General features: G+C 70.4%; 15 protein-coding genes, 1 tRNA gene and 1 riboswitch. Of the genes, 11 read left to right on the forward strand and 5 right to left on the reverse strand.

What is annotated here, in order from left to right:
* Positions 1-210 precede the first annotated feature (210 nt).
* Positions 211-945, forward strand: a complete 735-nt coding sequence (locus tag EV193_RS13450) for a mechanosensitive ion channel family protein (RefSeq protein ID WP_130344456.1) — start codon at positions 211-213, stop codon at positions 943-945.
* 124 nt (positions 946-1,069) lie between these two features.
* A riboswitch (FMN riboswitch) is annotated at positions 1,070-1,197 on the forward strand.
* Positions 1,198-1,273: 76 nt separating this feature from the next.
* Positions 1,274-1,906, forward strand: a complete 633-nt coding sequence (locus tag EV193_RS13455; protein WP_130344457.1) for a nicotinamide mononucleotide transporter family protein — start codon at positions 1,274-1,276, stop codon at positions 1,904-1,906.
* On the opposite strand, the gene EV193_RS13460 is transcribed toward EV193_RS13455, so the two are convergent.
* Positions 1,892-3,067: a DUF6236 family protein gene (locus EV193_RS13460; RefSeq protein ID WP_130344458.1), complete on the reverse strand. Its 1,176-nt coding sequence runs from the start codon at positions 3,065-3,067 to the stop codon at positions 1,892-1,894. The two genes, EV193_RS13455 and EV193_RS13460, sit on opposite strands and share 15 nt — an antisense overlap.
* A 4-nt stretch (positions 3,068-3,071) precedes the next feature.
* The gene (locus tag EV193_RS13465) at positions 3,072-3,857 is read right to left on the reverse strand and encodes a helix-turn-helix transcriptional regulator (protein ID WP_130344459.1); all 786 of its coding nucleotides are present in this window, start codon (positions 3,855-3,857) and stop codon (positions 3,072-3,074) included.
* Between EV193_RS13465 and EV193_RS13470 the strand changes: the two genes are divergently transcribed.
* The gene (locus EV193_RS13470; RefSeq protein ID WP_130344460.1) at positions 3,856-4,314 is read left to right on the forward strand and encodes a DUF2000 domain-containing protein; all 459 of its coding nucleotides are present in this window, start codon (positions 3,856-3,858) and stop codon (positions 4,312-4,314) included. The two genes, EV193_RS13465 and EV193_RS13470, sit on opposite strands and share 2 nt — an antisense overlap.
* 91 nt (positions 4,315-4,405) lie before the next feature.
* Here EV193_RS13470 and aceE read toward each other — a convergent pair whose 3' ends face one another.
* Complete coding sequence (aceE, locus tag EV193_RS13475) at positions 4,406-7,114, reverse strand: pyruvate dehydrogenase (acetyl-transferring), homodimeric type (RefSeq protein ID WP_130344894.1); 2,709 nt, start codon at positions 7,112-7,114, stop codon at positions 4,406-4,408.
* Between the two features lie 322 nt (positions 7,115-7,436).
* On the opposite strand from aceE, the gene EV193_RS13480 reads away from it, so the two are divergent.
* The 7 genes from EV193_RS13480 (at position 7,437) to EV193_RS13510 (ending at position 14,972) form a co-directional block, all read left to right on the forward strand.
* Positions 7,437-7,868 (forward strand): DUF3052 domain-containing protein, encoded by a 432-nt coding sequence (locus tag EV193_RS13480; RefSeq protein ID WP_130344461.1) that lies wholly within the window; start codon positions 7,437-7,439, stop codon positions 7,866-7,868.
* Positions 7,869-7,972: 104 nt separating this feature from the next.
* The gene (locus EV193_RS13485; protein ID WP_130344462.1) at positions 7,973-8,437 is read left to right on the forward strand and encodes a peroxiredoxin; all 465 of its coding nucleotides are present in this window, start codon (positions 7,973-7,975) and stop codon (positions 8,435-8,437) included.
* A 37-nt stretch (positions 8,438-8,474) separates the two neighbouring features.
* Positions 8,475-8,546 (forward strand) — tRNA-Val (locus EV193_RS13490).
* A gap of 209 nt (positions 8,547-8,755) precedes the next feature.
* On the forward strand, positions 8,756-11,395 hold the full coding sequence (gene lanKC, locus EV193_RS13495) for a class III lanthionine synthetase LanKC (RefSeq protein WP_130344463.1): 2,640 nt from the start codon (positions 8,756-8,758) through the stop codon (positions 11,393-11,395).
* A 9-nt stretch (positions 11,396-11,404) separates the two neighbouring features.
* Positions 11,405-11,554, forward strand: a complete 150-nt coding sequence (locus EV193_RS13500; RefSeq protein WP_130344464.1) for a SapB/AmfS family lanthipeptide — start codon at positions 11,405-11,407, stop codon at positions 11,552-11,554.
* A 77-nt stretch (positions 11,555-11,631) separates the two neighbouring features.
* The gene (locus EV193_RS13505) at positions 11,632-13,278 is read left to right on the forward strand and encodes an ABC transporter ATP-binding protein (RefSeq protein WP_130344465.1); all 1,647 of its coding nucleotides are present in this window, start codon (positions 11,632-11,634) and stop codon (positions 13,276-13,278) included.
* Positions 13,275-14,972, forward strand: a complete 1,698-nt coding sequence (locus EV193_RS13510) for an ABC transporter ATP-binding protein (protein WP_130344466.1) — start codon at positions 13,275-13,277, stop codon at positions 14,970-14,972. The genes EV193_RS13505 and EV193_RS13510 overlap by 4 nt, the downstream gene beginning before the upstream one ends.
* Positions 14,973-14,981: 9 nt before the next feature.
* Here EV193_RS13510 and EV193_RS13515 read toward each other — a convergent pair whose 3' ends face one another.
* Positions 14,982-15,557: a response regulator transcription factor gene (locus EV193_RS13515; RefSeq protein ID WP_165401346.1), complete on the reverse strand. Its 576-nt coding sequence runs from the start codon at positions 15,555-15,557 to the stop codon at positions 14,982-14,984.
* 443 nt (positions 15,558-16,000) lie between these two features.
* On the opposite strand from EV193_RS13515, the gene EV193_RS13520 reads away from it, so the two are divergent.
* Positions 16,001-17,038 (forward strand): saccharopine dehydrogenase family protein, encoded by a 1,038-nt coding sequence (locus EV193_RS13520; RefSeq protein ID WP_130344468.1) that lies wholly within the window; start codon positions 16,001-16,003, stop codon positions 17,036-17,038.
* 4 nt (positions 17,039-17,042) lie between these two features.
* Here EV193_RS13520 and EV193_RS13525 read toward each other — a convergent pair whose 3' ends face one another.
* Positions 17,043-17,777, reverse strand: a complete 735-nt coding sequence (locus EV193_RS13525; protein ID WP_130344469.1) for a DedA family protein — start codon at positions 17,775-17,777, stop codon at positions 17,043-17,045.
* Positions 17,778-17,866 lie beyond the last annotated feature (89 nt).

A 17,866-nucleotide genomic window follows, 5' to 3' on the forward strand; every position in this document is an offset into this window, starting at 1 on the left:
CAGAAGGAGGGCCGCCTGACACCTCGAGGAAGTGTGCGATGCCAGGCGGCCCGTTCCCCGGTCCCCACCGGTCCCTCCACTATGGACGGTCCGCGAGCCTCTCGCCAGCGATATCCCCCATTCGTGGCATCACCTTCGAGTTGCGGGCAATCAGAACCTGAGAAACGCTCGTCGCGACTTGAACATCAGTCGCTGGACCTAGGAGGCAACGTGGGCGACCAGCTGAAGGAAGGCCTCGGGCAGGCGTGGGCGCTGATTGCCACGTTTGTGCCGAAGCTGCTCGGATTCCTGATTATTCTGTTCATCGGATGGTTGATCGCCAAGGCAGTCGCCAAGGGATTGTCGATGGTGCTCAACAAGCTCGGATTCAATCGCATGATGGAGAAGACCGGGCTGACGAACATGCTGCGCGGGTCCGGAGTGGACGCCGGCGGCATCATCGTCAAGCTCGCGTACTACTTCATCCTGCTGATCGGCCTGCAGCTCGCGTTCGGCGTGTTCGGGCCGAGCAACCCGGTCAGCGTGCTGCTGAACGACGTGATCGCCTTCCTGCCGCGCATCGTGGTCGCGGTCGTGCTGGTGATCGTGGCGGCCGCGGTGGCCAAGGTGGTCCGGGACCTGATCACGAGTTCGCTGGGCAACCGGCCGTTCGCGCCGATGCTCGGCACCATCGCGTACGCGTTCCTGATCGCCATCGGCATCATCGCGGCGCTGAACCAGGTCAACATCGCCACCACGGTGACCATGCCGGTGCTGATCACCGTGCTCGCCACGGTCGGCGGTGTGATCATCGTCGGCTTCGGAGGCGGCCTGATCCGCCCGATGCAGGAGCGGTGGGGCGGCTGGATCGACCGGTTCCAGGGCCAGATGGGCGCGCCCAAGCCGCGCGCCGAGCAGGCTCCCGGTGCCGTTCGGCAGGCGGAGGCGCCGCGCACGCAGCGGTGATCTGATCGACGATTCGACGGGCCCGGTGGGGGTGATCACCCCGCCGGGCCCGCTCGCGTCTGGTTGGTCACAAACCCGCCCGGGAACATGATCGGCGGGTGCACTGTTGTGCCACAGCAAGGAGAAGTGCGCTCCGGGGTCGGTGAAATTCCGAACCGGCGGTGAAAGCCCGCGACCCGTCTGCCACGGCAGGCGGTTGAACCGGTGGAACTCCGGTGCCGACGGTGACAGTCCGGATGGGAGGACGCGTACGCCGCCGGCCGCGTGCTGGCGCCTGCGTTCTTCCCGTCGCGCCCGATGAGTGTGCGCCGGCGCGACGGAGGACGCGATGCACGTTCTGATGGAGAACGGTCTCACGCTGTTCGGGCAGAAGATCAGCTTCGCCGAGCTGTTCGGCCAGGTGTTCGCGCTGGCCGTGGTGTTCCTGGCGCAGCGAAGGACGCTGTGGACCTGGCCGGTGCAGCTCGCCTCCGTGGTGCTGCTGTTCGCGGTCTACACCTCGGCGCACCTGGGCGGGCTGGCGATCCGTCAGGTGGTGATCGGCCTGATCGCGGTGTACGGCTGGTGGGCCTGGAGGCGTCGGCGTGATCCGGTGTTCGGGGTCGCCGTCCGCCGCGCCGGTCCGCGCGAGCTGATCATCGCCGGCGTGTTCCTGGTCGCCGGCACGATCGGGTTCGCGCTGCTGCTGGACGCCACCGACGCGTCCTGGGCACCGTGGCCGGACGCGGCGATCTTCATCGGCACCGTGCTTGCGTTCGCGCTGCAGGGCATCGGGCTGGTCGAGTTCTGGCTGGTGTGGCTGATCGTGGACGCGGTCGGCGTGCCGCTGCAGATCTCCTCCGGCCTGTGGTTCAGCGCGGTGGTCTACGTGGTGTTCGCCGGGTTGGTGATCCACGGGTGGATCAGCTGGTACCGGGCGGCGGCGCAGCAGCGTGCCGCGGGTGAGCTAGCGGCGGCGTAGCAGGGACGCGCCGGCCAGGCGACGATCGGCGGCCAGCAGGTACGCGACAGGTGAGCCCTTCTTCTGCTCGCGGCGCGCCTTGTGCTTGCCGGCGAGGTACGGCACCACGGTCACCGCGACGGCGGCGCCCGCCACCGCCAGTTGACCACCGGCGGCGGCGAGACCGCCGAGTACGGTGCCCGCCGCGGCGTCGACTTTGAGCGCGAGCGGCCCGGCGACCGACTCGACGCCGAGCGCGCGTAGGCCCTTGCGCAGGTCGTCGAGCTTCGGCTTGGTCTCTCGTTCGTACAGCGCCTTGAGATGAGCGTGCGCCACCTCGACGTTCTCCACCGCGGCGATCGCGCGCAGCTCGTCGCCGAGCCCCGCCACGTGCGCCCGGAACGCGGTCAGCTCCGCGCCGTGCTCGGCTCGGAACTTGATCAGCTTGTCCGTGGGGACGTGGGCGAGGCGCTCCGGCTCGATCACCACCCGCAGCGCGAGGTGCACGTACGCGGCTTCGGCGTCCGCCAGTGCGGGCGTGCGGTCGGGTCCGCCGAGCAGCAGCCCTTCCACCTGATCCAACGCGCCGAGCGCGTGGTGCATCCGGAGGTCGTCGGTCACGGGGGACAGCGCGTTGTTCGCGCTCATCGCGTCGGCGAGCACGGCGAGGTAGATCGACCCCAGCTCCGGCCGCATGCCCAGCCACGGCCGTCCGTTCGGCTCGGCCACGGCCAGCTTGGCCTTGATCAACCGGGTGCTCAGCTCGGCGGACATCTTGCCTACGGACGGCGCGGACCTGTCGTGGTGGACCCAGAAGGTGCGCGGGTCGTCGGGCGTCGCCGGCTCGGCCGGCGCATAGAAGCCGCCGGCGTTGCTGGCCGGATTGCCGTAGCTGCGCGCCGGCCGGGCGGCCTGCGTGCCGAAGCGTTCGACCATCGCCTTGCTGTGCGCGTCGAGCACCGAGCCGAAGGTGTCGCCGACGAGGTCCAGGTCGGCCGCGCTCGGCGTCGCGTCGGTGATCAGGTCGGACTCGGCGCGCACCTGGCGCACCAGCTCGCTGTCCCGCGACGGCAACTCGGGCGGCCGGGTCAGCACGATGCCGTCCCAGGTGAGCAGTGCGAGCTTCACCCAGTCGTCGGACTGGAAGTGCATCCACGGGTAGTACAGCGCGATCGACCCCATGTGATCAGCGTGCCAGGCCGGCGTACCTGGCGGGGGTGGTTCCGAGCATCCGGGTGAAGTGCCGGTTGAGGTGCGACTGGTCGTAGAAGCCGGCGGTGATCGCCACGTCGGCGGCCGGCTGACCGGCGAGCAGCAGCCGCCGTGCCAGTTCGACCCGGCGCCCGGTCAGGTAGCGGTGCGGCGGCAGCCCGTAGGCGCGGCCGAACGAGCGCACCAGGTGCGTCGGATGCGTGTCGAGCGAGCCGGCCGCGTCGGCCAGCGTGATCCCGTCCACCACGTGCTCGTCGAGGAGTTGGCGCAGCGCGTCGGCCACGCCGTCGTCGGGCGGCCGCGGGTGCTCGGCCCGCCCGAGCCGGTCCCGCAGCGCCTCGCCGACCAGCGCCAGCCGGGACTCGCCGGCCAACGCCTCGCCGGGGTGCGTCAGCACGTGGTGCAGCTGGTCGACCCGGCGGCGCAGCAGTGGATCGGCGAGCGTCGGCCGGTCCACCGCGGCGCCGACCAGCTCGTCGCCGAGCACGGTGTCGTCCAGGTACAGCACGCGCTTGCGAAACCCTTGGGAGGTCACGGTTCTGCCGTCGTGCGCCACGTGCGGCGGCAGCAGTGTGACGGTGTTCGGGGTGGAGTCGTGCTCGTCGTGCTCCAGTCCGTAGCCGATCATGCCGTCGTCCACGATCAGCAGCGTCCATACGTCGTGCGTGTGGCTCGGGTAGGCGTGCTCGGTGTACCGGGCGTGGAACACCTCGGCCACGCCCGGAACGTCCACCCGCCACGCGCGAACGTCGGCGCCCATGTCAAGAACGTACAAGACGGGGGCGGGCGGCGGGCGCACGCTGGAGCACATGCGCTTCGACACCAAGATCGCCGTCGTGTTGCGGGACGACCTGGAGAGCTGGCAGCGGCTGAACGTGACCGCGTTCCTGGTCAGTGGGATCGCCACGAACGCCGAGCTGATCGGCGAGTCCTATGTGGACGGTGACGGCGCGGAGTACCTGCCGATGTTCCGGCAGCCCGTGCTGGTGTTCACCGGCGGCAAGGACGTGCTCGCCGACGCGCGCCGGCGCGCGCTGGACCGCGGCATGGCCATGTCGATCTACACGCACGACCTGTTCGCCACGGGCAACGACGACGACAATCGCGCCGCCGTGCGCGCCGTTCCGACCGATTCTCTGGACCTGGTCGGGATTGCCGTGCACGGCAAGCGCAACGCCGTCGACAAGGTCCTCAAGGGCGCGACGTTGCACCCGTGAACCCGCGAGTTCCGCGCCCTGCACCGGCGAGTCCCGCGTCCTGCACGATGCAGGGCGCGGGACTCACCGTGTCTGAGCGCGGAACTCGCGATTACGCCGAGCCGGAGTCGCTGGTTTGCGGGCCGGCTGCCTGGACGTCGTCGATGCGGTACTTGCGTGCCGCCTCGGACACCAGCGACTTCTGGATCTCGCCACGCGCGGCCAGTGCGGCCAGCGTGCCGACCGCGATCGACTGGGCGTCCACCAGGAAGTGCCGCCGCGCAGCCGGACGCGTGTCGGAGAACCCGAACCCGTCCGTGCCCAGCGAGTACATGTCGGTCGGCACCCATGGGCGGATCAGGTCCGGCACCGCGCGCATCCAGTCCGACACCGCCACTACCGGGCCGGCCGCCTCGGACAGCGCCTCGGTCACGTACGGCACCCGCGGCTCGGCGTCCGGGTTCAGCAAGTTGTGCCGGTCGACCTCCACCGCGTCGCGCCGCAGCTCCGCCCACGACGTCGCCGACCACACGTCGGCCCGCACGCCCCAGTCCTCGGCCAGCAGCTCCTGCGCCCGCAGCGCGTCCGGCATGGTCACGCCGGAGACCAGGATCTGCGCCCGCGCGCCCGGCCCCTCCGGTGCCACCTGGTAGCGGTACAGCCCGCGCAGAAGTCCTTCCACGTCAAGGTCTTCCGGCTCGGCGGGCTGCCGGTACGGCTCGTTGTAGATGGTCAGGTAGTAGAAGATGTCCTCGGCGTTCTCGCCGTACATCCGGCGCAGGCCGTCCTTGACGATATGCGCGATCTCGAACGACCACGACGGGTCGTAGGAGATCACCGCCGGGTTGCTCGCCGCCAGCAGCAGCGAGTGCCCGTCGGCGTGCTGCAGGCCCTCTCCGGTCAGCGTGGTGCGGCCGGCCGTCGCGCCCAGGATGAACCCGCGGGCCATCTGGTCGCCGGCCGCCCACAGCCCGTCGCCGGTGCGCTGGAACCCGAACATCGAGTAGAAGATGTAGATCGGGATCATCGGCTCGCCGTGCGTGGCGTACGACGTGCCGGCGGCGGTGAACGACGCGGTCGAGCCGGCCTCGTTGATGCCCTCGTGCAGGATCTGCCCCTGCTCGCTTTCCTTGTAGGACAACATGAGTTCGGCGTCCACCGAGGTGTAGGTCTGCCCGAGCGGGTTGTAGATCTTCTGCGTCGGGAACATCGAGTCCATGCCGAACGTGCGCGCCTCGTCCGGGATGATCGGCACCAGCCGCGGTCCGATCTCGGAGTCCTTGGCGAGGTCGCGCACCAGGCGCACGAAGGCCATCGTGGTGGCGACCTCCTGCTTGCCCGATCCGCGCCGGATCACGTCGTAGACCTTGTCGCCGGGCAGCACCAGCGCCTTGGACTTGCCGCGCCGCTCCGGGACGAACCCGCCGAGCGTGCGCCGGCGCTCGTGCATGTACTGGATCTCCGGCGCGTCCTTGCCGGGGTGGTAGTACGGCGGCAGGTACGGGTCGCGCTCCAGGTCCTCGTCGCTGATCGGCACGCGCAGGGTGTCCCGGAAGAGCTTGAGGTCATCCAGGGTCATCTTCTTCATCTGGTGCGTGGCGTTGCGTGCCTCGAAGTGCGGGCCGAGGTTGTAGCCCTTGATCGTCTTGGCCAGGATCACGGTCGGCTGGCCGTGGTGCTCGGTGGCCGCCTGGTAGGCCGCGTACACCTTGCGGTAGTCGTGGCCGCCGCGCTTGAGGTTCCAGATCTCCGGGTCGCTCATCGGCTTGACGAGCTCCTTGGTGCGCGGATCGCGCCCGAAGAAGTGCTCGCGCACGAACGCGCCGTCGTTGGCCTTGTAGGTCTGGAAGTCGCCGTCCGGCGTGGTGTTCATCAGGTTGACCAGCGCGCCGTCGCGGTCGGCGTGGAACAGCTTGTCCCACTCGCGGCCCCAGATGACCTTGATCACGTTCCAGCCCGCGCCGCGGAAGAACGCCTCCAGCTCCTGGATGATCTTGCCGTTGCCGCGCACCGGGCCGTCCAGCCGCTGCAGGTTGCAGTTGATCACGAAGGTGAGGTTGTCCAGGCCCTCGTTCGCGGCCACGTGGATCAGCCCGCGCGACTCCGGCTCGTCCATCTCGCCGTCGCCGAGGAAGGCCCACACGTGCTGGTCGGTGGTGTCGGCGATGCCGCGGGCGTGCAGGTACCGGTTGAATCGCGCCTGGTAGATCGCGTTCATCGGGCCGAGGCCCATGGACACCGTGGGAAATTCCCAGAAGCCCGGCATCAGCCTCGGGTGCGGGTAGGAAGGCAGCCCGCCGCCCGGTCCGGCGTGCGAGTACTCCTGCCGGAAGCCGTCCAGTTGCTCGGCCGACAGCCGTCCCTCGAGGAACGCGCGTGCGTAGATGCCGGGGGAGGCGTGGCCCTGCACGTAGATCTGGTCACCCCCGCCGGGGTGATCTTTTCCACGGAAGAAGTGGTTGAAGCCGACCTCGTAGAGCGCCGCGGAGGAGGCGTAGGTGGAGATGTGCCCGCCGACCCCGACCCCGGGGCGCTGCGCGCGGTGCACGGTCATCGCCGCGTTCCACCTGATCCAGGCGCGGAACCGGCGCTCGGTCTCCTCGTCACCGGGGAACCAGGGCTCCTGCTCGGTGGGGATCGTGTTGACATAGTCGGTGCTGGTCAGCGACGGGACGCCGACCCGGCTCTCCCGTGCGCGCTCGAGCAGCCGCAGCATCAGATAGCGGGCGCGCTGCTGGCCGCCGGTGGCGAGTGCACCGTCGAAGGAGTCCAGCCACTCGGCGGTCTCGTCCGGATCGATGTCCGGAAGGTGGGCGGCCATGCCGTCGCGGATGACCCGCACGCGCTCGGGCTGAGCTGGGCCGGTGCCTGGATTCGAGGACAAGGGATCTCCTGGCCAACTGGTCGGTCATTGACGACTCGTGTGGGTGTACACAACCACCGTAGAACCATCGTCGTCGTGATCACCGTCGACGTCATCCTTACTGGTCAGTAGCCACGTTGCGGTCGAAGTTCCGGCGTGTCGCGCTGCACACGGTTGCGCAGGTGGGTACCGCCAGTGTTCGCTTACCACCCAAGGACCGGTAGTTGGCACGCGGCCACTGTTGAGCGGGGCCGCGTCAACCCATTGGAGGAGTGAAGTCGTGGTCGCCGCGGGAGACGCCGAAAAGACCGGCGTCGCCGAGACGCTCGGAATCAACCCGGGCATGGTGGTCCAGGAGGTCGGGTGGGACGAGGACGTCGATGACGACCTCCGCACCGCGATCGAGGAGCGCAGTGGAGCAGAGCTGCTCGACGAGGACGCGGATGAGGTGGTGGACGTCATCCTGCTGTGGTGGCGGGACGACGACGGAGACCTTGTCGACACGCTGATCAACATCCGGCCGCCGTTGGCCGAGGATGGCGTGATCTGGGTGTTGACCCCGAAGACGGGCCGTGACGGGCACGTCGAGCCGCGGGACATCGCCGAGGCCGTGCCGACCGCCGGACTGTCTCAGACATCCAACGTCAACGTGGGCGACGACTGGTCGGGAACCCGGCTGGTGGCACCGAAATCCGCCAAGAGCCGTCGCTGACCCTGCGCGTCCGGGTGACATAGGCTGGGGTCGCGGTGGCTCGCTGGTTGTCGGCGAGGCCGCGTGATTCGCAGGCAAGCTGACACCCAGGAGGAGCACGCGCAATGGCGGTCGAGGTCGGTTCGAAGGCCCCGGATTTCACCCTCAACGACTACAACAAGCAGCAGGTGACGCTGTCGTCCTACCAGGGCGACAAGAACGTGCTGCTCGTGTTCTACCCGTTCGCGTTCAGCGGCATCTGCCAGGGCGAGCTGTGCCAGGTGCGTGACGAGCTGGCGTCCTACACGGACAACAACGTCCAGGTCGTCGGCGTGTCCGTGGACACCCCGTTCAGCCTCAAGGCGTGGGCTGAGCAGCAGGGCTACGAGTTCCCGCTGCTCAGCGACTTCTGGCCGCACGGCAAGGTCGCCCAGGAGTACGGCGTGTTCAACGAGGCCGCCGGTCTCGCGAACCGCGGCACGTTCCTGATCGACACCGAGGGCGTTGTCCGGTTCGCCGAGATCAACCAGCCCGGCGAGGCCCGTGACCAGGAGGCCTGGAAGAAGGCGGTCACCGCGTTGTCGGCTTGATCTTGTCGGTGCGCCGCCACCGCCGCCGGCGCACCTCGGGCGCTTAGCTCAGCGGGAGAGCACTCGGTTTACACCCGAGCGGTCGTAGGTTCGATTCCTACAGCGCCCACTCCAGAGTTCGTTCATCACGAGTGTGCGCGTCGCCTCGTCTGCCTCGTTCGATTCCGCCGCGGCACGTCTCGCCCGTCCCGGCCAAGCGTTTGTCACCGGGTGCGTGATGACAGGTGCGTGGCTGGTCGGTGACGTTGTGCTCTGACTGGCACACCGGTCTTCGACGCAGGATGACTGCGGCCTGTTGATCGAACCTCGGGGTGGCAGATGGAGCAGGAGTATCAACCTTTCTGTCTAGCGGATCCCTCGTTCTACGACGCGATGCATTCCGAGGACACCGCCGGCGAGTCGTTCCCGACCGCCCGGCGCCCGCTGCCGGACGGCTGGCGGCTGCGCGAGCAGGACGACTGGCTGGTCGTCGACCCGCCGGACGGGCACCAGATTCCGTTGCAGGGCTGGAAGATCCACGCCTCGGCCACCACCGGCAACGCGAGCGTGGTGCTGGACGCCGTGTGGGAGTACTGCGTACCCCGGGGCATCGAGTTCAAGTTCCTCCGATCGCCGTCCGCGCTCACCGCACGGGTGGCGAAGTACGCCCCGCGCGGCTACAGCGGCAAGCTGGTGACGATCTACCCGGCCGACGACACCGCCTGCGAGACGATCTTGCGGGAGTTGGGTGGACGGCTCGACGGCCAGGAGAGCCCGTACATCCTCAGCGATCTCCGTTGGGGGAAGGGCCCGCTGTACGTGCGCTACGGTGCGTTCGCCAACCGGTACACGGTGAACGACAGCGGCGAGGTGGTGGAGGCCATCGCCGACCCGGACGGCAATCTTGTCGCGGACCGCCGCGATCCCGTCTTCCACGTGCCGTCGTGGGTCACGCTGCCGGACTTTCTGGCGCCACACCTGGCCGCGCGCAACGCGACCACGGTCGGCGAGTTGCCGTACTCCATCGAACGGGTGCTGCACTTCTCCAACGGCGGCGGCATCTACGTCGGCAAGGATCAGCGCACCGGCGAGGACGTCGTACTCAAGGAGGGCCGCCCGCATGCCGGGCTGGACGCCTGGGGGCACGACGCGGTGCGGCGCCTCGAGCGCGAGTACGAGACGCTGACGCGGCTGGCCGGCATCCCGGGGATTCCCCGCGTGCACGACCTGTTCTGGTTGGGGGAGCACAGGTTCCTCGTGATGGACTACGTCGACGGGGACGTGCTCGGCAAGGCGCTCGTCACGCGCTACCCGCTGATCGATCCCGCCGCCGGCCCCGCGCGGTTCGCCGAGTTCACCGACTGGGCCACCGACATCCACCGCCAGGTCGAGGAGACCATCGCCGCGGTGCACGAGCGTGGCATCGTCTACGGCGACCTGCACCTGTTCAACGTCATGGTCCGCCCGGACGGCACGGCCGCACTGGTGGACTTCGAGGTGGCCGCGCCGGTCGACGAGTCCACACGCCCTGGCCTCGGCAACCCCGGCTTCGCCGCGCCGCGCTCGGCCACCGGCTTCGACATCGACCGGTACGCGCTGGCCTGTCTGCGGCTGGCGCTGTTCCTGCCGATGACCAACCTGCTGGGCCTGCACCGGGTGAAGGCGCGGCACTTCGCCGAGATCATCGCCACGCACTTCCCGGTGGAGCCCGACTTCCTCGCCCGCGCCGTCGACGTGATCGTGCCGTCGAACACCCCGTCCACGCCGAGCCCGAAGACGGAACCGGACTCGGACGGCTGGCCCGCACTGCGGAACGAGCTGGCCGACGCGATCGTCGCCAGCGCGACACCGTTACGCGAGGACCGGCTGTTCCCCGGCGACCCCCAACAGTTCGCGGTCGGCGGGCTCGGGCTCGCCTACGGCGCGGCCGGTGTGCTGCACGCGCTGTCGGTCACCGGTGCGGGCCGCTACCCGGAGCTGGAGGACTGGCTGGTGCGTCACGCGACGAACCCGCCGACCGGCAGCCGGCTGGGTCTCTACGACGGCCTGCACGGCGTCGCGTTCGCCCTGGAACACCTCGGCCGCCGCCAGGAGGCGCTGGACGTGGTGGACATCTGCCTCCGGGAGAACTGGACGACGCTCGGCTCGGATCTGGTCGGCGGCCTGCCCGGCATGGGGCTGAACCTGCTGCACCTGGCCGATCGCACCGGAGAGCCGGCGCTGCGCGAGGCCGCGCACCGGGCGGCGGAGCGGGTGGCCGACCGGCTGAGCCCTGACATGCCGGACGACGTACCGGACTACGAGTTCCAGTCGGACAGTTCCGCGGAGATCAGCGGTGGCGGGAGTCCACTCGCGGGGCTGCTGCGCGGGCGGGCCGGCTCGGCGCTGTTGCTGCTGCGCCTCTACGACGACACCGGCGACACCGCCTACCTCGAGCGGGCCCGGGTGGCCCTGCGGCAGGACCTGCGCTGCTGTGTGCTGCGGGACAACGGCGTGCTCGAGGTGAACGAGGGCTGGCGGACCATGCCGTACCTCGACGGCGGCAGTATCGGGATCGGGATGGTGCTCGACGAGTACCTTCGCCGGTGCCCGGACGAACACTTCGCGCTGGCGAACCGCGGCGTCGAGATGGCCGCGCGCTCGACCATGTACATCCTGCCGGGCCTGTTCACCGGACGCGCCGGCGTCGTGCTCTACCTGGCCGGCCGTTCGCCGTCACCGGTGACCGATCCGCTGGTGGCCAAGCAGGTGCGCGCGCTCGCGTGGCACGCGTTGCCCTACGGCGGCGGCATGGCGTTCCCGGGCACCGCGCTGCTGCGGCTGTCGATGGACCTCGCCACCGGCACCGCCGGCGTACTGCTCGCCATGGGCGCCGCCCTGCACGACCAGCCGGTGCGGGCGCCCTTGCTCACCCTCGCGCGGGATCCCGCGCCCAAGACGCCCACGGCGACCGTCGTGGGTTTGGAAAGACAGTTCTAGGGAGCGACGATGGCACTTCTCGACCTGCAGGGCATGGATGCTGCACCGCAGCACGGTCACGGTGGCGGAAGCAGCGCCAGCGGCCACAGCTGCCCGAGCAACCTGAGCGTGACGCTGTGTGGCGGCACCAGCGGCCTGAGCCTGCTGATCTGCCACTGATACCCGCGATAGGCGGGACGCGGTCCCGGACGATCTGTAGTCGTCCGGGGCCGCACCCCTAATGAGGAGCGTAAATCGTGTCCACCTTCCGCGCGACGGCTCGACGGGCAGGTTCCTGGCTCCCGTTGCTCGGTTTGTCCGCGTTGGCCGGAACGTTGAGCCTGCTGGCCCTGCCGGTGGTGCTCGGCAACACGGTCGACGCGATCGTGTCCAATGCGGACAGTCTTCGCTGGCTGGCGCTGGCCGCGGCGCTGATCGGCGTCGGCGTCGCGGCCGACCTGATCGACGCGTACGCGGGTGCGGCGTGTGTCGCCGGCACGACGGCGTGGCTGCGTGACCGGCTGGTCGGCCATGTGCTGGCGGTCGGCCCGCACGGTGGCCGCCGGCTCGACACCGGCGACCTGGTGAGCCGGGTGTCCGGCAACGCGGCCGAGGCGGCACAGGCCGGGCCGAGCGTGGTGGCCGTCGTCGCCGCGGTGCTGCCACCGGTGGGCAGTTTGGTGCTGCTCGCCCTCATCGATCTGTGGCTCGCGGTCGCCTTCCTGGCCGGGCTCGTACTCGTCGCCGTGATCCTGCGGGTGTTCACCCGGCAAACCGCCGAGGTCGTCTCCGCTTATCTGCGTGCCCAGGGGCGCATCGCCGGCCGGCTGTCCGAGTCGCTGGCCGGTGTCCGCACGATCGCCGCCGCCGGCACCGTCGAGCTGGAGGAGCGGCGGGTGCTGGAGCACCTGCCCGAGTTGCACCGGCAGGGCGTGCGGAGCTGGCGGGTGTTGTCCCGGTCGAGCGCGCAGGCCGCCGTGGTGGGGCCGCTGGTGCTGGTCGCCGTGCTGGCCACCGGCGGTGTCGCGCTCAGTGCCGGCCGGATCAGTCCGGGGGAGTTGTTCGCGGCGAGTCAGTACGCGGTGATCGGTGCCGGGCTCGGCGGTCTCACCGGCATGTTCGGCAGGCTGGCCAGGTCCAAGGCGGGTGCCGCCAGGGTCGGCGAGGTGCTGGATCTCGACCCGGTGCGGCACGGCGGCCGGACCCTCCCGGAGGGCACCGGCCGGCTGGAGTTTCGGGGCGTGACGGTTCGCGCCGGCGACGTTCCGCTGCTGGACGGTGTCGATCTCGTGGTGCCCGGCGGCTCGACGGTCGCCGTGGTCGGGCCATCCGGCGCCGGGAAGTCCGTGCTGACGGCGGTCGCCGCCCGGCTGTGCGACCCGGACGAGGGAACCGTGCTGCTGGACGGGGTGCCGCTGGACGAGCTGTGTCACGAGGCGCTGCGCACCGCCGTCGGCTGCGCGTTCGACCGGCCGGTGCTGGTCGGCGCGACCGTGGCGGACGCGATCGGGTCGCGGTGGTCGCCCGAGCAGGTCGAGGCCGCCGCCCGCGCCACGTACTCGCACGACTTCGTCAGCCGGCTGCCGCACCGCTACGCGACCCCGCTGACCGACGCGCCGATGTCCGGCGGCGAGCTGCAGCGGCTGGGGCTCGCCCGGGCCTGGCGGGCCGAGCGGCTGCTGGTGCTCGACGACGCCACGTCCAGCCTGGACACCGTGACCGAGATGCGCATCGGCCAGACCCTGATCGGAGACGGCGGGCGCACCCGGCTGGTCGTGACCCACCGGGCGTCCACCGCGGCGCGGGCCGATCTCGTGGTGTGGCTGGCGGGCGGGCGGGTGCGCGCGGTCGGTACCCACGAACAGTTGCGTGACGAGCCGGACTACCGGGAGGTCTTCGGATGAGGCGGGAGCTGCGGGTCGCGGCCAGGTCGCTGCGGCGGCGCCCACTGCTCGCGCTGGTGGCCGCGTCGGTTCCCGAGGCGTTGCCGGCCGCGGTGTCCGGGCTGGTCGTGGCCCGCGCGGTCGATCAGGGTTTCCTCGCCGGAGCGCCGGGCACCGGGCTGGCCTGGCTCGGCGTGCTGCTGGTCACCGCCGCGGTCGGCGCGGTCGGCACTCGGGCGGTGTTCCACCGGCTCGGCGATCTCACCGAACCGTTCCGGGACGACCTGGTGCGCCGGGTGGTGGGCGGCGCGCTGCGCAACGGTGTCGCCGGGCGGGCCGACCAGGGTGCGCTGGCCAGGCTGACCCGCCAGGTCGAGATCGTGCGGGACACCTATGCCGGACTGCTGGTCGCGGTGCGCGGGTTCGTGGTCACCGCGATCGGCGTGCTCGTCGGCCTGCTGTCGATCGCTCCTTCGGTCGCTTTGCTGATCCTGCCGCCGTTCCTGCTCGGCCTGGTCGCGTTCCTGGCCACGCTGGGGTTCGCCGCCAACCGCCAGCGCGCGTCGGTACTCGCGGACGAACGGCTGGCCGACGTCGCCCAGGCGGTGCTGCGCGGCACCCGCGACGTCGTCGCCACCGGCCGCGAACGGCACGCCTCGGGGATGGTGGCCGAGGCGGTCGCCGAGCAGGCCGCCGCCGAACGCGCGCTCGCCGGCGTCGCGGCGTTGCGCACCGCGTGTTTCGTGATCGGCGGCTGGGGCCCGCTGCTGGTCCTGCTGTTCGCCGGTCCGTGGCTGGCCGGTCAGGGGCTCACCGCGGGCGCGATCCTGGGCGGCTTGACGTATGTCCTGTTCGGACTCCAGCCGGCACTGCAGAACTTCGTCGGCGTCGTGGGCGGCAGCGGGCTGCGGTTCGTGGTGACCCTCGGCCGGCTGCTCGACGCGAGCGCACCGCCGCCCGACACGCGCGCCGGTCACGGTGTCCCGGCCGGCCACGACGTGGAACTGCGCGGCGTGACCTTCGCCTACGGCCCGCACGCCGAGCCGGTGGTCCACGACCTGAGCCTGACCGTGTCGCCGGGGGAGCACCTCGCGGTCGTGGGCCCGAGCGGCATCGGCAAGTCCACCCTGGCCGCGCTGATGTGCGGGCTGGTCCGCCCGGATGAGGGGACCGTGCGGCACGGCGGCCTCCCGGCCGACGCGGTCTCGCCGGCGGCGCGCGTGCTGATCCCGCAGGAGGCGTACGTGTTCGCCGGCACCTGCTGGGCGAACCTGACCTACCTGTCGCCCGACGCGACCACCGGCCAGGTCGACGACGCGGTCGAGGCGCTCGGCGCGACGGCGCTGCTGACCAGGCTCGGCGGCTACTCGGCGAACGTGCGGCCGGCCGAGCTGTCCGCGGGCGAACGGCAACTGTTCGCGCTGGTGCGCGCCTACCTGGCCGCGGCGCCGCTGGTGGTGCTGGACGAGGCCACCTGCCACCTCGACCCGATCGCCGAGCGGACCGTGGAGGAGGCGTTCGCCCGCCGGGGCGGCACGCTGGTGGTCATCGCGCACCGGGTCAGCTCGGCGCTGCGGGCCGACCGGATCCTGGTACTCGACGGGACCGAGGGGACGGTCGGCGACCACACGACGCTGGTGGCGTCCTCGGCGCTGTACCGGGATCTCGTGGGCCACTGGGTGGCGGGCCGGCCGCAGGACATCGTGGTGTCCTAGCTACCCGTGTTACAGCCAGCCGGCGTCGGTCGCGATCTGGATCGCCTGGATCCTGGTCCGGCCGCCGGTCTTGCACATCGCCTTGGACAGGTAGTTGCGCACCGTCCCCGGCGACAACGCCAGGCTCTTGGCGATCTCCGGTCCGCTCGCGCCGTCCGCGGCCAACTGGAGCGTCTGCCGCTCCCGGGGCGTGAGCGGGTTGCGGGTCGCCGACAGCGCGGCCACCACCAGATTCGTGTCGATCATCGATTCGCCGTCGGCGACCTTGCGGATGGCCTGCAGCAGCCGCACGGGCGGCGCGTCCTTGTCGATCAGCCCACCGACCTCCAGCTCGATCAGGTGGCTGACCAGGTCCGGCGGCTTGGTCACGATCAGCGCCACGATCCCGCACTCCGGCACCTCGTCGCGCAGCCCGCGAACGGTGGACAGGCACTGCGGATGCGGCAGGTCGGCCAGCACCGCGACGTCCGGCCGCAGCCGCCTCGCCACGGGCATCACCGTGTCGAGGTGCTTGACGTCGGCGACGACCTCGATGTCGTCCTCGTCGGACAGCAGGCTGACCAGCGCGGCCCGCAGCAGGTCCATCCGCTCGAGGATGACGATCCTGATCGGTCTCGATTCGGTATGGAAACGGTCCTGCACGGTTGCCACCCCCACTGGTCGAGCCACGGGACCTTCTCCTCTCGTGAGCGATACCGATACTCCACGTCTAGTTTCCCAATAGGGCGGCGGAGCGTTACGTCCGTGCGTGCCTACCACGACCATTCCTCGATTCCGTCGTGACCTGCCAGAGTTGTCTTTCTCCCGGGCTCGCCGCCGCTCAAGCCCTTCGCGCACAACGGGTACGTGGTCCTGGGCTGTGACCTGAATGTGTCCTCATACTTTCGCTGATTCGCCGGTTTCGCCGATTCCAATATATGTGCCACCGCCGATGACCACCGTTTATGGCACCTTCCGCTAAACGGTTTAGGAAAACCGCTTGTGCTACCGACTGGTAACTCACCCTCGCGTCAGGCAAGCTCTTGGACATGGCGTGGATGGTGTATGGGGCGAACGGGTACACGGGCAAGCTGGTCGCGGAGCTGGCGGTGAAGCGCGGCGAGCTGCCGGTCCTGGCGGGGCGCACGGCCGCGAAGGTGGCTCCGCTGGCCGACGAGCTGGGGCTGGAGTACCGGATCTTCGATCTGGGCGACCCGACCGCGGTGCGCGACGGGCTGGACGGGATGACGACCGTGGCGCACTGCGCCGGCCCGTTCTCCGCGACGGCGGCGCCGATGGTGGACGGCTGCCTGGCCGCCGGCACCCACTACGTGGACATCACCGGCGAGGTCGACGTGTTCGAGGCGATCTTCGCCAGGAACGCCGACGCCGAGCGGGCCGGCGTGGTGCTGCTGCCGGGTGCCGGCTTCGACGTGGTGCCGAGCGACTGTCTCGCCGCGATGCTGGCCGGCGAGTTGCCCGACGCGACCGAGCTGGACCTGGCGTTCGTGGCCGGCGGCGGGATCAGCCCCGGCACCCTGCGCACCACCGTCGAGGGCATGGGCACCGGCGGTCGCGCGCGGGTCGACGGCAAGCTCGTCACCGTGCCGGTCGCGCACCGCAGCACGGTCGCCGAGCTGCCGTCCGGCCCGAAGACCGTGGTGTCGATCCCGTGGGGCGACCTGGCCACCGCGTACCGGTCCACCGGCATCCCGAACATCACGACGTTCACCAGGGTGCCCGCCCCGCCCAAGGCCATCGCGGCCGGTCAGCGGCTCTTCGGCCCGATCATGCGCTCGTCGGCCGGCCAGCGGGTCGCGAAGAACCTGGTCGGCCGGATACCCGGCCCGAGCGAGAAGCGCAGGGCGGGCAGCCGCACCGAGCTGTGGGGTCGGGTACGTGACGCGAACGGCCGGTCGGTGTCCAGGACGCTGGTCGTGCCGAACACCTACACGTTCACCGCGGACGCCGTGGTGCGTGTCGTCGAGCGGCTCGGCAAGGGCGGGACCCCGGCCGGCGCGCACACGCCGTCCAGCGCGTTCGGCGCGGACTTCGTGCGCGGGCTGGACGGCGTGACGGTCGGCTGACCGGCTACGGGGTCGGCTTCAACTTCGGGTCGGATTCCTCGCCGGCGGCGGTGGCCGCGACCACGGCGCCGCCACCGGTGGGGACGTCGGCCGCGTCCCCGGTGGGCGTCTGGTCGTTCTCCTCGGCGGCCTTGGCCTTCTTCCGCTTGCGCAGGATGAACAGGATAACCAGCACCGCGATCACGCCGAGGATGATCCAACTGGCGTTGCCGACCGCCTTCTCCACCTGCTCGGCGGCCTCACCGGCGGCGGCGCCGATACCGATGTGCAGGGCGCACCACGCCGTCGCGCCGACCGCCACGGCGGGGAAGAACTTGCGGAACGGCAGCCCGGACGCACCCGCCGCCGCGGGCACGAGCGTTCGCATCACCGGTAGGAAGATCGCGATCAGCACGGCCCACGAGCCGCGCCTGCGCAGTACGTCGGTGGCCTTGTCCCAGCCGTTCGCGCCGTGTTTCTCCACGAGCTTGGACTTGCGGATCTTGGGCCCGAAGAACTTGCCGATGAAGAACCCGACGGACTGGCCGGCGATCGCGCAGATCGACGTGACCAGCCACATGATCAGGAACTTCGGCGTGCTGTCCACGGTGGTGCCGAGGATGAACAGGCCGGTCTCACCTGGCGCGATGAACCCCAACCCGAGCGTGCACTCGCCGAACACGAGCACACCCGCGGCCGCGGTCACCCCCGCCGGCGGGAGCTCCCTGAGCCAGTTCAACACATCGGCAACCACGGACACCGTCTGATCCTCCCCGTTGTCGCCGCACGCGGCGGCGGACCGTCAAGCCATCGGTCGTTGGAGGAAGCGTCGCACGTTGCGGTTCCCGC

The organism is Herbihabitans rhizosphaerae (genome assembly GCF_004216555.1).
GTDB classification, from domain to species: domain Bacteria; phylum Actinomycetota; class Actinomycetes; order Mycobacteriales; family Pseudonocardiaceae; genus Herbihabitans; species Herbihabitans rhizosphaerae.